Raw genomic sequence first — 15,286 nt, 5'->3', positions numbered from 1 at the left:
GTTTCGAAACGATTATCTGTTATTTTTGGGGAATTTAAAACCGTTGTTATTGGGTATTTTACAATCGTTGATTACACGTATCATGTGTAGCAATAATAAACGTCATCTGGAGTTGGTCACGTAGTTGAAAAATTAAGTCCAAAATATTTTTTCCTGTTTTGGAATCTAAGTTCCCAGTTGGTTCATCAGCAATAACAATGGCTGGATTATTTACTAATGCACGAGCAATTGCTACACGCTGTTGTTGACCTCCAGATAGCTGGCTTGGTAAATGATGATATCGTTCTTTCATCCCAACAAGGTCCAACATTTCCCTAGACTTTGTTATCATTTCTTTTTGGCTTCTTACTCCAGCGCACATAAGTGCCATCATAACATTTTCTTGAGCGGTCATTGTTGTGATTAAATTATACGATTGAAAAACAAAACCAATCTTTTTTGCACGGAAATCAGCTAGCTTTTCTTCTGACATGGAGGTAATATCTTGTTGTTCAATAATAATACGTCCTTCGGTAGGGGTATCCAATGATCCCAGTATTCCAAGTAGTGTGGATTTTCCGCTTCCACTAGGACCAATAATACTAACAATCTCTCCAGAATAAAATTTAGTGCTAAGCCCTTTTAAAATTTGAATTGTTCCTGCTTCGGTTTCATAAGCTTTCTTGATTTTTTCTACTTGAAGGATGGTTTGTTTGTTTATCATCCTTTTCCCTCCCGGCCCTTTTAAATTTTAATGTAAAGACAACTATTGTTCTAATTAAAACTATAATTATTACAATAATGGCACCTTTTGCATTTCCCCATGTGAACGAATCTAGCGATGTGAATAAATAGATGGTATATCGAAGAATGAACCAGATAGCAGTGATAACTGAACAAAAATATATACTAGCATATGTAAGAAATGCTATTTTATAGTGCCTGTTCATCCTCTTAATTGTATCATTAAATTGCTTTCGATAATCAGGCTTGAAAAAAAAGTATCCCAGGAGACCACTTTTCACCAATTGGAAGGTTCTAGTATGCAAGTTTGCAATTCCTAGAATGTCAGTAAGAACCCAAAAACCGTCATATTGTAAAAATGGATATAAGTTATATAGAACTGTAATGAGTATGAATTGATTTGCTACAAAAAATTCCTGGAATCCTGAAATAAAATAACACAACTCAAATAATATAAATATCCATAATTCAAAGTAAATTCCGCCCAGGTCAATAACTACTCTTTGTCGTCTAGGCAATCGCCAGGTATCACTTAAATCAACAAATAAAACAGGCCGCATCATATAAAGACCCATTCCGACGTCTTTAGGTTGTATTTTATATCGATAAGCAGCAACTATATGACCAAGTTCATGGATAATCATGGAAAATAATAGCAGCAAAATTGCAATAGTAAATTTATAAACGGATCCAAATGTGTTTGATATATTTTCAGTATTAGCCTGAAAAAAATAATGTATTAGACTTATACTGAAGAAAATACTAAATAAAACAAATACGCCCCGAAAGAATAAGAATTCGAAATATTTGGATGCCTTTTTTAAGTAAGAAGCGTGGAATATTGCTATTCTAAATGTAATTGCAGAGTGATGAGATGCTTTTTTTTCAGAACCAACTAAAACCCCTTTTGGTAATAGATGTTCATTTATCAGTTCTGTTAACTCATTTATAGTAATATTGCCATCGTGATTCGTTTGTACCATTGTACATATATCTCCTATGGATGTGGTTCCATCCATATAATTGAATAAATTTCTCAGTGATTCAGTGACTTTTAATTGTAATCCGTTATCAAATTTTATTAAATAACGAGGCCCCTCCTCCCAAACATCCATATTATAAACTTCGTATGGAATTAACTTTGGAAAGATATTTTGCGATGCTGTCAAATTGATCACATCCTTTAAGAGAAAGTAACCCCACAATGGTGAAGGTATTTGTGGAGTTATATCTTTTTATTTAATTAGTTCTAAAAAGGCAGTTTCATTTTTCTTAATATAAGTCGAAATGGTTTGATGTGAATCATTACAGTAAGGTTTATTAATGGCACCATTTCGCATTAAATTAGCATAAGCACATCCTCCACCACAAAATAGTGAGATACTACAACTACTACACTGTTCGGAGTCAGTAATATCTTGATCCCAAATAGCATGCTTATCAGCATCTAAATTGTATTCAGGAAAAAAGGAACCCACTGCAGTTTCTGGCTTACCTACGGCCTCAGGACAAGCGTATATTAAACCTTCTGCACCAAATGCATAGAAACGCTGTTCTCTCGCACTACATTCTTTAAAATAAGGTAAACTATGCATGACAGAAGAGCAGGAATCAAGTTCACTTACCTTCTCCCAGTCAAAAGTTCGTATGACTTGACGGATTCTAGAAGTACGAATGTTAAGGTCTGTACCCAGTTTTACGTTAAATTTATCCATAAATTCTTCTAAATCTCCGAAAATATTATAAATTTCGGCGAGTAATTCATGCTCTGGAAGGTGATTTGGTAGATTATCTCCGTAATGATCAGTAACAGGAGATACCTGCCAACCAAAATTAGGATAAGTATTCCAATGTTGATCTTCGATAAAGGTTGCTAATTCTTTTACATATGCAAGATTATCTTTATTCACATTAGTACGTAAGCCTACTGCGAAACCACGCTCTAATGCCAGTGAAATATTAGCAGCAATTCGATCGAATGTTCCTGTGCCACCAGCTGTAATACGTCGTTGATCATGAATATGTTTCGGTCCATCAATAGAGATTTGAAAATAATCCCAGTTCTCTTTGTAAGGCTCTAGAAAATCTAAGAATTCATGCAAGAATGTACCATTTGTAATGGCGTACATACGAAAACCGTATTCTTCTATTCCACGTTTAACAACTTGTTCAACTGTCTTTCGAGTTGTTGGAAGCAATGGTTCACCACCATATAACATCATGCGGTGGGTTGCATTCTCAAATCGACCACGTTCATTCTCCATAGACAAAATGTTATCAACTGCTTGGAACATTTTGTCTACTTCAGCAGGGGTTAAAGCATGTGAAATTTTATGTATTTCATGACCTTGGTAACAATAAGGACATCTAAGGTTACACATATATGTTGTGCATACGTTGAATGTAACTCCGGAATTACTATTTGCTAAAGATTCAGTCATCCGATCACGAATAATAGTAAGTTTATTTAATTCTTCATCACGGTCATTAAAAAGATAGCCACGTTTTGTTAAAAATGAGAGAAGTTCTTCTAATTCAGGATAAAGAGTTAATTTTTTATTACGCTTAATATCATCTAATACTTTTTTTATGTCTGTATTAATTACATCGAGTGCGCCACTTAGTGAATTGATTAGAACGTAATTTCCATCAGATAATTTATATGTTGAATTATAGGTACTTGCTATCATAGCTTAGTTCCTCTCCTTATATTGAAATCTCTTCTTTAATAGTTTTTAAATATTCGAAAACCTGTTTATCTGTTTGTGGACAGTTTGGTTGATTCAAGTTCCCATGAACTATAAGAGCTTCAGCAGCACACCCTCCTCCACATATAGGTGATGAGGCACAAGATTTACATTGTGGAATGGTAAAGGAATTGAATTGTTTCCACTTTTCCCACTTCCAATCTTGGCGAGAGAATTTAGGGAAATAATCGCCGATTTTGAACTCTGATCTTCCAACTAAATCAGGACAAGCATATATATGGTTATCAGGTCCAAATACAACTCGTTTCCCTTCAGCAGATTCACAATAGACTATATTGGGAACAACCATTTCAATTTTATTTTTTAATTCTGAATCTAACTGCATAATTGGTTTAAAGAAACGGTACATATCAGCTCCGAAGTTAAGAGATTTTTGTTTTTCTAATTTTTCAAAATCAGGAATATTTTTTGTAATTTTTTTACAATTTCATAACCCTTCATTAAATCTTCTCCTAAGCCTTTACATGTATGATCTGTGACAGGCGAAAAAGAAATTGAGAAATTTTCATTTTCAAATAACTTGTTTTTTTTGTAATAGTCTACAAGAAGTGAAACATAATCAATATTTGTTTGGTCTATATTGACTCTTACAATGGTACGAATGCCATGATTAAGTGAATCACAAATACCTTTTTGAATTTGATCAAATGTACCTTGACCTCCCGTCATAATACGTCGTTGATCATGAATATTCTTCGGTCCATCAACTGTAACCATAATACTCAGTCGATCACGGTAGTTTTGGAAAATCTCTACAAAAGAAGAAAGGTGATAGCCATTTGTATTGCAACCAATTTTGAAGTTACGCTTAACAGCTTCTTCACAGATTTGTTTGACTATTTTTTTAGTAAAAGGAAGGAGTGGTTCGCCTCCAAAAAGGTTAATCATACCGATTTTATAACCACTTTCTTTATGAAAGATGTCTATGGCTTGCATAACTGCTTGGAGTTGTTCTTCGGTTAAAGCTGTTATTTTCTCATGAAGGCTATGGCTTTCAAAACAATATGGGCAACGAAAGTTACATGTATATGTAGGGCAAATAACATACTGCATTTCATTTCCAGCGTCTACAATATTTTTAGCCTGCCATAGTCTATGGTCCCGATCCTCTGTGTTCTTAAATACGTAACCTCTATCAATTAAAATTTTAGTAGCATTTTTCTCTTCGTTAGTTAAATTTTTATAATCTCTATATGACAATGTATCGATAAAATTAATTAAGTCATGAGAAAAAAAATCTACAGCACCAGTTAAAGTATTAATCATTAGAACTTCCTCGTTTAAAGGATATCGTAAATGATACTTGTTAATAATCATCAAATCACCCTTGTATAATTATTTTCTGTTCTTGCTAGGCAAGAACAGAAAATAATGAATTTAGTAACTAAGTTTATTAAAAGGTATAAGTATTTCGAGTGTTTATTTACTGTAAGTATAAATTAGATTTGGAAGCAACAATTAAAGCAGCAATTATCACAACAAATTGAGCAGTTGAAGCATTTCATTTCATCCCTGTTTTCAAGTGTTTCCATTTGATCAGCTAACTTTGTCCAAAGCTGTTCATTGTCATTAACTGAACGGATTTTAAAAGATTTTTTTTCCATTTTTAAATCCCCCTCTATTATAGTTGCTTTGTTTTCATATAAAATAAAATGAAAGTGGATTCTGATATAAAATAGCTTTATGAAAATAAGTTGATAAACATTGAAAATTACTTTGCTATACCAGAAAACTTCCATTATTTGGAGCCGGCTCAATAATTATAATAAATGGAATCATATGTAATTAGCAACTTCAAAATTCGGAATATTTCGTGACAGATTTTTCAGATATTAAAGTATAGAAATGGTGTTATAAAGCTCACAAACATTCAAAAATACATACATAAAGAAATTCGTTCTCCTGAAAGAATAAGAGTAACCTGAACTATCTACAGAAGGGACGGATTGTATGATAACCTTTTTTTCATGAGTTTTGTGGTTTATCATTTGTGCCTCATATTTCTACTTTTTCACGTGTAGGTGCTTGTTTTCGAGAAGAAGGCATTCCTCTGCTTCACGAACAGGTACTAAAAGAAATGCATCGTGATTGATTCCTTGTGCTTTAATTAAAAGTACCGCCACTGTACCTACAAAACAACAATTGTGTGATAATTATCCATCATTATATTGTTATCCCCATAGCAAAGTATCATTTCATTCTACTATGAAGCATTCCTCCTCTTTTTTTAATAGAAAAAGAGAGTCCCTTTATAGGCACTCTCTTTTATGTATATCCTCTATGTTTAATCGATTACGATTTCATGCATATTTAGCATGTTTAACTTTTCTTTATAAAAACTCAGTACTTTTTGAGCATGTTGTATAGTCATTAATCTATCTTAAACAGTAAGTGATTCAAAATACGGATAAACGAATATCTGTAGCATAACCATTTAGCTGCACGCACTGTTCTAAAATCAATGAGGATTCCTCATCTAATTTCCGACACGATTTGTGCAGCATTAAAAGGTTATGAGTTTTTGGGACTGTTCTACCGTTTAGTGCAATCTTATGTTCCATAGTTACGGTACGACTAGCACGTTCTAGAAACTCTTCTGGCCCATACACTAAAAAATCAACTGGTGTTTCCATAACATCGTAAATACCCCAATTGATACGATTAATGACTCCCCTTTTTCTTGCTCCTACACCTTCTACAACAATACAGAGATCAAATTCACTGTCTTCATTTGGTGTGCCATATGCATGAGAGCCAAAAAGGATGATTTTTTGGACAGAAGACACAGTTTCACAAATCTTTTGAACCAATAGGTCCAATTCCCTTTGTACTTCTTCGTTAATCCGAATCACTCCTCGGATAAAGTAATTATATTGACGTTTAAGTATATTATACATGCGTTGCTCTTCTCCTTGCTATTACATATTTATTTTTATATTGTTCTCTTGTTTCCCAACGTTCTGCAATGCTTGATAACATTCGTATACCTGCTTAAAATCCTGTAAGAATCCATCATCAGAGATACTATGAAATCCTTTGAAGTTCTTTCTACACCAATATAAGAGATCAAATTCATCCTTAGCTAAAAAAGAATCTGGATTGAAATGAATAAATGCCTCTGCTATACAAGCCAGAAGCAATGGTATCATTTCAGCATCCTCTTTTGATAAATCCAGTACAGATACAACGGGGTATACTGCTTATATTGATAGTATTGTGGCGGTACCCCACATCCATCAACTTGAAGGCTTTATAATGCCCCTAAAACAAAAAAATTACGCATTTTCACCTGGAGATGCCCATTTTCTCGTTTTGGGGTATTTGCTTTTCTTAGATTGATTGGCATGGGGCGGGACCCCAAACAGTACGATTTTATTTCAAAGACACAACGATCTTACTACACACTTTTTATTTATCCCACACTCTCATCTGCTAGTATTACTATTTTTTATTACTAATGTTGCCGTTTCACTCGGATGGCTAAGAGGAAAATGATGGCCATATGGAACAAAATCAACCTTACCAAGATGCGATGGAGCAGAATAGCCTCTGTCATACTCCCCCCAAATAATGTGAAGATTATACTTTGTTACTTCATTGAAATCACCTTGATCGTTTTTCAGTAGTAAACTGTTAAGCTGAACCGTAGTATTTAAAATTCTAGGGGAAGTAAAACTGTTACTTATTTTTTCAATATAATGTTCAGGGATACTCTCCATACTTTCAAACAAACCATTACTTAATAAATAACGCCCTATCAAATTAGTAGTTGCCAATTTTAATGTCCATTTGTTCATAAATTGAGGAACATTTAGCGATTTAGCATTTTTTTTAGCAACAGGTGGCTGAAGTAAAGTGATTGCATACTTCTTATCTATGTACTCTTGTACCAATGCTTCTAGAAGAATAAACGCACCGAATGAATGGCCAATTAGATGTGCACCATTCGTAGCTTTCTCCAATAACTTTTTCACTACATTCAAATAGATATCTAGAAGATTTTTCTCTCGTTTAAAAGGAGAACGTCCCAAACCTGGAAGATCCAAAATCCATACAGGTTGACCAGTTTTTTCATGAAGCTCTTGTGCTAAAGGAAATAAATCCTCTCCATCACTCAATAAACCATGTAATAATATAAACGGTTGACCCTCTCCTTGTAATTGGTAAAGGGTATTGTTATCGCATAATGTTCGTTTAAATACATGATTATGCTGGCCATTTTGATACATCATTCGATAATCCAGATCAGCTACTACGGCAGGGAAAAATTTCATTACACTCGTCTTCTTAAACCAATCTCCTCCCATAATTTTTTTCGCTGAAACATCTGAAAATTTTCGGTTTGTAATAAAATTCAGTCCATCAGAAGGAATTTTTGTTATTTTACTTACTCCACTATTCATAATTGCTTTCATAAGTGGCATTGGAACAGAGATTTTTGGTGCCCTCATATTCATACTTTCCGACATAATACTTAATAATTCAGCAATGTTCTGATCGTGCTGTTTGTCTTCAACAAGTGTATATGTTTGAATAGTCGGTTGCTCCAATCTGAAAACCTGCACAATAAACTTCGCAAGCTCATCGTTTGAAATAAGTGGTAACCTATATCCCTTACCTCCAGGAATCAATGGCATGAGCCCTCTTCGCATACTCATCACAAGCAAACCTAATCCTGCTATCTGCTCTGTACTCCCTGTTTTACTACTACCGACTACAGTTGGCGGATTAATTACAGAAAGCGGATAACCTACTGCTGATGCGTGCTGACGGATATAAAGATCTGCTAAAAATTTTGTTCTCTCATATGGATTTTTTATTTTCAAATAATTGTTTCCTTCTTGAAACACATCAATTGCAATCTTGCTATTTTTATCATCAAAGGGACTCATATAACCTACAACATGAATAAATTGTTGCAAGCCCTTCAATTGATGAATACTTTTAGCTAATTCACTAATGTGTTTGGCGCCATTTAAAAATACGGACGCTGCCTCTTTACTTGTCGCTTGAATATCCATGGGGCCTCCTGCGTGAATAATCACATCCGTTTTCAATACCCTCTCCTTATCTTCAGCACTTAGACCTAAATCTATTTTCGTCAAATCACCTTCAATAAAGTGCATAACTGTCTTTTTTAAGATGCCTCTTTCTTGAAAAAGGCGTATTGCTTTACTTTTCGACCTTACTAAAAGAAGAATTTTAACATCCTCTTTGGCTAATTCTTTCACTACTTGCTTTCCAATAAAGCCTGTTCCACCAGTTAAAAATACTGTTCTCATATAAAATCCCCCTTTTAGTACTAATCAGTACTAATTTAATGTAAAAAAAATGCTTCTTTTATCGAAGCAATTTTAAAAAATGATCTGCTGTTTTCGTAATTACAGTTGCATCCTTCAATGTTTCTGAAATAAATAACGCTCCTTCAAGATTTGTAATAAAAAGTGATGCAACCTCATCAATATGAATCGTATTTCTGAATTCTCCATTCTCTACCCCTTGTTTAAGTAATAGAGAAACTTTCTTTTGTAATCCTGTAAAAAAAAGACCTATTTTTTCTTTTATTTGCGTGGCCTGTTTAGGACTTTGAATATAAAGAGTAATAAATGGACAGCTCCCCTTATACTCTCTCGACTGAACTCCTTGTGATAATTGCTTTAAAAACAGTTGGATACGATCTTCAACTAAAAATTGATTCTGAGAAAGTACGTCATCAATTGCAGATTGATACATTTCAATCCAATAATCAACGACCGCTTCTAATAATACTTCCTTATTAGAAAAGTGATAATACACATTAGACTTTGAAACTTTGCTTACACGTACTAATTCATCCATACTTGTATAAGCAAATCCTTTTTCTAAAAATAATGTTGCAGCTACTTCAATCACACGTTTTTGATTCATTAATTTTACCTTTGTCATAACCAGAACTATATAGTACTAATTTAAATATTGCAAGTATTTATGTTAATTTTTAAAAAAGTTTGATTAAAAAAGTTCCACTAACATTGATTTTACCGTAAAAAAATCTTATTTTGAATAAAGTTGAACTGAACCCAGAAATTGTTCATTCACTATTGTCTATAATAGAGATCACCATACATACCCATCAACTTAAGAAAAAGAAATTTTAAACATCTTAATCTGCCTTTCCTTTATGTAAATATGGGAATAACGAAATTACCCCAAGGATAGCTAAACAAGCTCCAATCCATAGCGGAGATACAAAACCATATCCTTTACTGATCCCAAGACCACCTAGTGACGAACCAATAACAATACCTAGCGTAATAAAAGAACTATGAACGGTATTTATCATTATTCCATTACTAGCTGTTTTCATCACCCTCGCAACCATAGCTGGATTCAATGCTACACCAGTTAAACCAATAAAAATCGTAGAAATAACTGCAATGTATTTATTCTCTGCACTTAAAGCAAATACAGACAACGCTATGATTAATATAATTAATCCACCCATAAGTATTTTCATTGTAAATTTATCAGCAAATTTGCCAATTATTATATTCCCAATTACCGTCGCACTACCATAGAGAGCAAGTAAATATGGAATGCTTGTGCTTGAAAATCCTGTAACATTTGTAAAGATCGGAGTGAAATAACTAAATGCTGCAAACGTACCACCAATAATGAACATACTTGTTACGTACGCTGCCCAAAGATGAATATTCTTAAATCGCAGAAGTTCATCCTTCCAATTTAATTGCTCTTTATTTGAAGATGATGGTAATAACCGTTGAATCATAATCCCTGATACTAGCACAAGAACAGAAACGGCCCCAAAACTAATACGCCAGCCAAAATATTGCGAAATAACGGTCGTTATAGGTAAGCCTAATACAGTTGCGAACATTAAACCTGCAAGTACAATTGATGCAGCCTTTCCCCTTGAATCAGAGTGGACCAATGTTGCAGAAAAAGAAATCGCAACTCCAAAAGCTGAAGCTGAAGCAATACCAGTTATAATACGTGAAATCATCATAATATCATAGTTCCAAGCAATAGCTCCAAGCGATTGACCAATTAAAAATACGAACATTAAAAACAATAATGCTTGTTTGCTGCGCATTCGTAAGAGGATTGCAGTTAAAATGGGGCCTCCTATTACCATTGCTCCTGCATAAGCTGAAATTAAATACCCAATAGATGATACAGGAACCTGGAATGCAAGAGCAAGTTCATTCATCATACCTGCAACCATAAATTCTGATGTAGTCATACAAAAGATTGCTAAAGCTAATAAATATATAATCGATGGCATAAAAACACTCCTTATTCATTATTGTAATGATTGGTACAAAAATAGTGCGAAAAAAGAGCGCACTAAGCGCCACAAATAGACTCTATTGTTCCTTTGATAACTTGTTCAGACAACATCCGATTTTGCATCGATACATTAAGAACACGGAATCCGTAATAACTGCTTAAAAGCAGACTAGCTAATTCCTCAGCTGATTGCTTCTTTGAAATTTCACCTGTTTGCAATCCTTCCTCAATCACTGTTTCAATAGCTTGTTTAAGAAGTTCAACATGCTTCGAGAAAATTTCTTGTACCATTAAATCGTTTTTAGCACGTTCTATACTGGCATTAATCAATAAACATCCTTTTTGATCCATATTCTCAAAGTCTTCTTTCAATGCCCATTCAAAAAAATTACTTAATCGTTCTTTAACTGGAATTGAAGTATGTAACAATTTCCTTTGTTCCCTAATCCCAATTTCATGGTAGCGTTCTAATACTTGTTTATACAGTTCATGTTTACTACCGAAAGTATTGTATAAACTTCCTTTTCCAAGTCCTGTATCACTGCATAAATCTTGTGTAGAACACCCTTCATATCCTCTTAACCAAAATGTTTTCATTGCAACATCTACAATTGAGGAATAATCAAACTCTCGAGGTCTGCCGCGTTTATTCAATCGTATCCTCCTCTCATTTTAAAGATAACATGAATAGAATACCCCTTTTTGTACCATGCGGTCAATAATTTTATTTTATTGTTACTGTAAAATAAAATTTGATTATATTAGATTACGAATAATGAAAAATAGCCCCTTATTCAAATTTCCTAGCGAAAAAATCACGTTTTAATAGACTTCTTTATCATCCCTACCTTTCTATAAATTACTAGTTATGAAACAAGGATCGTTTCATAACTAGTAATTTACTTGATTAGCTTGATGGGTATGGAGTAGTGCCCCTATAAGCAAAACCCTCCAGAAACATCTAAAATTTGCCCCGTTACCCAGCGACTATCAGAGGAAGCAAGGAATGCTACTGCATCTGCAATATCTTCAACTTGCCCTATTCGTCCGAACACAGATGAATTCGTAGCAAAATTTCGTATTTCTGGATCATCTAGCAATTTCGCATTCATATCTGTCTTCGTATATCCAGGCATAATTGTATTCACTGTTATACCTATTTCTCCGAGATGTTTAGCAAGAGGAAGTGTCATCGTATTTAATGCCCCTTTACTTAAACCGTATGCAATTGAGCCTGTAAAACCAAGTCGTACTTCAGCTGATGAAATGTTGATAATGCGTCCTTCTGCTCGCAGTAATGGTAATGTTTGCTGAATCAAGAAGAACGGCGCCTTAATATTTACAGCCATAATTTCATCAAAAATCCCTTCGGTCGTATTTTCAATTGTTCCTTGTGTACCTATCCCTGCATTGTTTACTAAAATATCAATCTCTGCTGTACCAACTCTTATTTGTAATTCATTCTTTAATTGTTCTACTAGCTTTTTGACACCATCAATTGAATTGAGCTGAGCTTCAATTAAGAATGCCTTTCCTCCATTAGATTCAATCTCACTAATCGTTTCATCTGCAGCTGCCTTATTTCGGCCGTAGTGAATCGCAACTAATGCACCGTCGTTTGCCAATCTCATCGCAATCGCGCGACCAATTCCTCGACTCGCCCCTGTTACTAACGCTACTTTCCCATCAAGATTCTTCATTTTTTTCCATCCTTCCTAAATTTCCGTTTGATAAAAACCTATACTTATATTTTCATGTAAACACCAATAATTATAAATACAGATTTATAGGTAATTTAGTTTGTTTACTTATGATATTATAGTTATAATTTGTAATTCACTTTAGAAAACACAACAAGGAGGCTACACAATGCAAAACGCAGTAAAACTGGATGAAATCGATCATAAAATTATGAACTTGTTATATGAAAATGCGAGAATTTCCGTTTCAGAAATAGGACGGATCATATCCATGACGCAGCCTGCTGTAAAAGAGCGTATTAATAAACTTGAAGATCAAGGAGTTATAGCGGCTTACCGAACGAAATTTGAGCCTTCTAAAATTAATAAAAACATTCAAGCATTCGTTATGTTTAAAACGAGCCAATGCTCTGATTTTATCCAATATTGTAATACCGCTTCTGAAGTAACAGATTTATATCGAATTAGCGGGGAGTTTAATTATATGATGAAGGTCATGAGCGATTCGATGGATTCTCTCGCTACATTTTTAGACTCTTTAATGCAATTTGGATTATCGTCTCCTTTAATTGTATTAAAGAGTGAGTTCGAGGAGAAATTGTCGTTCTGATAAAGGAATAAGCGAATTGGCATCAAATTTTCTCAAAAAAGAAAAGGGAGTGGATCATCCACTCCCTTTAACCACTTATCCCTGATTCCTCTGCGCCCCTCTAAACTCTTCCTTCACCTTCTCTAACAACCCTTCTTCCGTAATTAATCGATACGCCGTATTCGCTAATGCTTTTGCGGATGTAATTAATGCTTTATCTCCTAATTCTGAACGCGCTGCTTCTCTAAATTCATTCGTATGTGCAATTAAGTCATCTGGGCCGATTTTAATGTACGGGTGAATGGTTGGTACGACTTGGCTTACGTTCCCTGCGTCAGTTGAGCCGATGCCAAATCTTTCTTTACGGTTTACATCTTCACCTAGTAATTCTAGTTCTTCAGCTACGATGTCGTTATATGTTTTTGTTACGAGTAGTTCATCGATTTCATTTTGAAATTGATGGATTTTCACTTTTGTGCCTGTTGCTAACGCTGCTCCCTGAGCAATATTTTTTACTTTTTCTGTTACTTCCGCACATCTTTTTCGCGTCGCTGCACGGATGAAGAATCTTGCTGCGGCGTAGTCAGGAATAATGTTAGGTGCTTTTCCGCCTTCTGTAATAACACCATGAATCTTCACATCTGACGGAAGTTGTTGGCGAAGTGCGTTAATACTGTTGTACAGCTGAATCACCGCATCTAATGCGTTAATTCCTTCTTCAGGTGAAGCTGCAGCATGAGCTGTTTTTCCGTAAAAATGAAAATCAAGTGGATCGACTGCTAGTGAAGGACTCGTTGTTGCTGTTTTTCCGCTCGGATGAATCATAAGCGCCGCATCAATGTTTTTAAATAAACCCGCCTTTACATAACTCGATTTTGCGCTACCGTTCGGTCCTCCTTCTTCAGCTGGTGTTCCAAACACGACAACTTCTCCCCCAATTTCTTCAAGCGTTTCTGATAATGCAATTGCTGCTGCAACACTAATTGTGCCGATTAAATTGTGACCACATGCATGGCCAAGTCCTGGTAAAGCGTCGTACTCCGCTAAAAATGCGATTGCTGGCCCTTGTTTTCCAGAGCTTTTTCGCGCGATAAATCCCGTTTCGTGTCCAGCTATATTGTGCTGCAACTGAAATCCTGCACTACCTAGTAATAAACTTAACGTTCTAGATGCGTAAAATTCTTGATTACCAATCTCCGGATTCGCATGAATATCATGACTTGTTTCTATGTACTTTTCCTTATTTCTTTCGATACTCTCTTCAATTGTTTTTCTTTGTGACGTTACTCCTGTCGCTCCCATTTTTCTTCCTCCTTTTATTTTCACGTAAAAAAGCCTCTTTCTAAAAGATAGAAAGAGGCTTCTGTATATACAGTCAAAATGAGCTTCTTTCTTATCTTTCAAGTTACCTTGCTGGAATTGGCACAGTATTCATAACGAATCCGCTGCCGAGGTTTCATAGGGCCAGTCCCTCCACCTCTCGCGATAAGAATTTTCATAAAATTATATTAAATTACATTCATTCTAAGTTCATTTCAAATAAAAATCAAGGAATTCCTATCCGAATTTACCGGATATCTAAAAATCCTTTTAATACACCAATTGTCTCAGGTGCTTGCAGTCTCGCACATACGTACGGGAATTCCGTACTACCTTCAAACATCATTTGAGATGTTAGTGGTGCGCCTGCCCAAAAGATTTCATCATCGATTACGATAAACGGGAATGCTTTATTTTGCCTTTGTAACTTTACATTTTTCAGTGGAACTGGTCCATCACTATACACTGTTATTTGCGCATTTGTACGCATTAATGCTTGCCATACTCGCTTATCCACTTGCTTTGTGCTTGGAAGTGAAATAATAATCTTTCGTTTTGCAGCTAAAATATCTTTCAATAAACCTTTTGGCTCTTCAAGATTCATTTCCATAAACCAGCGTAAACGTTTCGAAATTTTCCGCTCCCATAATTGTCTTGATGTCGTACGATCATACACATCTCCGTGACGTTCTATATGAGCTGTTAATTGTGATAACGCTTGTTTTCTAGAAAGATTTTTACGCATATAATGGCAATCTGATAATTGAATGAACTTCCGATACGATAAACTTAACTAAATCTATACAATTTAATTAAGTTTATCTCGTTCAACTAAGGGCGCAATTCCTTAGCCAGTTCTCTTATGAACTTCTCATGTTTTCACATGAGCGCAGACT

At 34.8% G+C, this 15,286-nt stretch carries 13 protein-coding genes, 5 pseudogenes and 1 riboswitch; of the genes and pseudogenes, 2 read left to right on the top strand and 16 right to left on the bottom strand.

Features of this window, described 5'->3' with window-relative positions:
- Nucleotides 1–58: 58 nt before the first annotated feature.
- From PDQ68_RS27660 to PDQ68_RS27635, 6 genes are all read right to left on the bottom strand, one after another.
- A complete protein-coding gene (locus PDQ68_RS27660; RefSeq protein WP_270787141.1) occupies nucleotides 59–703 on the bottom strand; it encodes an ABC transporter ATP-binding protein in 645 nt (214 codons plus the stop codon).
- The gene (locus tag PDQ68_RS27655) at nucleotides 651–1,892 is read right to left on the bottom strand and encodes a zinc metalloprotease (protein ID WP_016717946.1); all 1,242 of its coding nucleotides are present in this window, start codon (nucleotides 1,890–1,892) and stop codon (nucleotides 651–653) included. The genes PDQ68_RS27660 and PDQ68_RS27655 overlap by 53 nt, the downstream gene beginning before the upstream one ends.
- A gap of 66 nt (nucleotides 1,893–1,958) precedes the next feature.
- Entirely contained in the window at nucleotides 1,959–3,413 is a 1,455-nt protein-coding gene (locus PDQ68_RS27650; RefSeq protein ID WP_061182918.1) for a radical SAM/SPASM domain-containing protein, read from the bottom strand.
- 16 nt (nucleotides 3,414–3,429) lie between these two features.
- Nucleotides 3,430–3,840 (bottom strand): SPASM domain-containing protein, encoded by a 411-nt coding sequence (locus tag PDQ68_RS27645; protein WP_235590126.1) that lies wholly within the window; start codon nucleotides 3,838–3,840, stop codon nucleotides 3,430–3,432.
- A 32-nt stretch (nucleotides 3,841–3,872) separates the two neighbouring features.
- A complete protein-coding gene (locus PDQ68_RS27640; protein ID WP_235590127.1) occupies nucleotides 3,873–4,757 on the bottom strand; it encodes a radical SAM protein in 885 nt (294 codons plus the stop codon).
- Between the two features lie 173 nt (nucleotides 4,758–4,930).
- Nucleotides 4,931–5,095, bottom strand: a complete 165-nt coding sequence (locus PDQ68_RS27635; RefSeq protein ID WP_000412664.1) for a hypothetical protein — start codon at nucleotides 5,093–5,095, stop codon at nucleotides 4,931–4,933.
- A 353-nt stretch (nucleotides 5,096–5,448) separates the two neighbouring features.
- On the opposite strand from PDQ68_RS27635, the pseudogene PDQ68_RS27630 reads away from it, so the two are divergent.
- Nucleotides 5,449–5,612 (top strand): annotated as a pseudogene (locus PDQ68_RS27630) (ISNCY family transposase); the annotation flags it as partial.
- A gap of 163 nt (nucleotides 5,613–5,775) precedes the next feature.
- Here the strand turns inward: PDQ68_RS27630 and PDQ68_RS29065 are convergent.
- The 8 genes and pseudogenes from PDQ68_RS29065 to PDQ68_RS27590 form a co-directional block, all read right to left on the bottom strand.
- Nucleotides 5,776–6,040, bottom strand: a pseudogene (locus PDQ68_RS29065) (HEPN domain-containing protein); the annotation flags it as partial.
- Nucleotides 6,017–6,388: pseudogene (locus PDQ68_RS27620) on the bottom strand (nucleotidyltransferase domain-containing protein); the annotation flags it as partial. The pseudogenes PDQ68_RS27620 and PDQ68_RS29065, both read right to left, overlap by 24 nt.
- Before the next feature lie 21 nt (nucleotides 6,389–6,409).
- A pseudogene (locus PDQ68_RS27615) lies at nucleotides 6,410–6,723 on the bottom strand (hypothetical protein); the annotation flags it as partial.
- A 193-nt stretch (nucleotides 6,724–6,916) separates the two neighbouring features.
- Nucleotides 6,917–8,773: an alpha/beta fold hydrolase gene (locus tag PDQ68_RS27610; RefSeq protein ID WP_062821354.1), complete on the bottom strand. Its 1,857-nt coding sequence runs from the start codon at nucleotides 8,771–8,773 to the stop codon at nucleotides 6,917–6,919.
- 58 nt (nucleotides 8,774–8,831) lie between these two features.
- Entirely contained in the window at nucleotides 8,832–9,398 is a 567-nt protein-coding gene (locus PDQ68_RS27605) for a TetR/AcrR family transcriptional regulator (protein WP_001072309.1), read from the bottom strand.
- Between the two features lie 235 nt (nucleotides 9,399–9,633).
- A complete protein-coding gene (locus tag PDQ68_RS27600; RefSeq protein WP_061182636.1) occupies nucleotides 9,634–10,776 on the bottom strand; it encodes an MFS transporter in 1,143 nt (380 codons plus the stop codon).
- 62 nt (nucleotides 10,777–10,838) lie between these two features.
- On the bottom strand, nucleotides 10,839–11,435 hold the full coding sequence (locus PDQ68_RS27595) for a TetR/AcrR family transcriptional regulator (protein ID WP_061182637.1): 597 nt from the start codon (nucleotides 11,433–11,435) through the stop codon (nucleotides 10,839–10,841).
- Nucleotides 11,436–11,716: 281 nt separating this feature from the next.
- Complete coding sequence (locus tag PDQ68_RS27590; RefSeq protein WP_061182638.1) at nucleotides 11,717–12,481, bottom strand: SDR family oxidoreductase; 765 nt, start codon at nucleotides 12,479–12,481, stop codon at nucleotides 11,717–11,719.
- A gap of 169 nt (nucleotides 12,482–12,650) precedes the next feature.
- On the opposite strand from PDQ68_RS27590, the gene PDQ68_RS27585 reads away from it, so the two are divergent.
- Complete coding sequence (locus PDQ68_RS27585; protein WP_016717953.1) at nucleotides 12,651–13,091, top strand: Lrp/AsnC family transcriptional regulator; 441 nt, start codon at nucleotides 12,651–12,653, stop codon at nucleotides 13,089–13,091.
- A gap of 75 nt (nucleotides 13,092–13,166) precedes the next feature.
- Here the strand turns inward: PDQ68_RS27585 and PDQ68_RS27580 are convergent, their stop codons facing one another.
- Both PDQ68_RS27580 and PDQ68_RS27575 read right to left on the bottom strand, forming a co-directional pair.
- Nucleotides 13,167–14,372, bottom strand: coding sequence for a M20 family metallopeptidase (locus tag PDQ68_RS27580; RefSeq protein WP_016717954.1), 1,206 nt, complete (start codon nucleotides 14,370–14,372; stop codon nucleotides 13,167–13,169).
- 88 nt (nucleotides 14,373–14,460) lie between these two features.
- A riboswitch (SAM riboswitch) is annotated at nucleotides 14,461–14,562 on the bottom strand.
- 75 nt (nucleotides 14,563–14,637) lie between these two features.
- Nucleotides 14,638–15,165, bottom strand: a pseudogene (locus PDQ68_RS27575) (phospholipase D-like domain-containing protein); the annotation flags it as partial.
- Nucleotides 15,166–15,286: the final 121 nt, after the last annotated feature.

Origin of the sequence: Bacillus cereus group sp. Bc010, from assembly GCF_027716745.1 — a bacterium.
Taxonomy (GTDB): domain Bacteria; phylum Bacillota; class Bacilli; order Bacillales; family Bacillaceae_G; genus Bacillus_A; species Bacillus_A pacificus.
The sequence above is the reverse complement of the archived record's forward strand: the minus strand, read 5'-3'. Positions and strand labels throughout refer to the sequence as shown.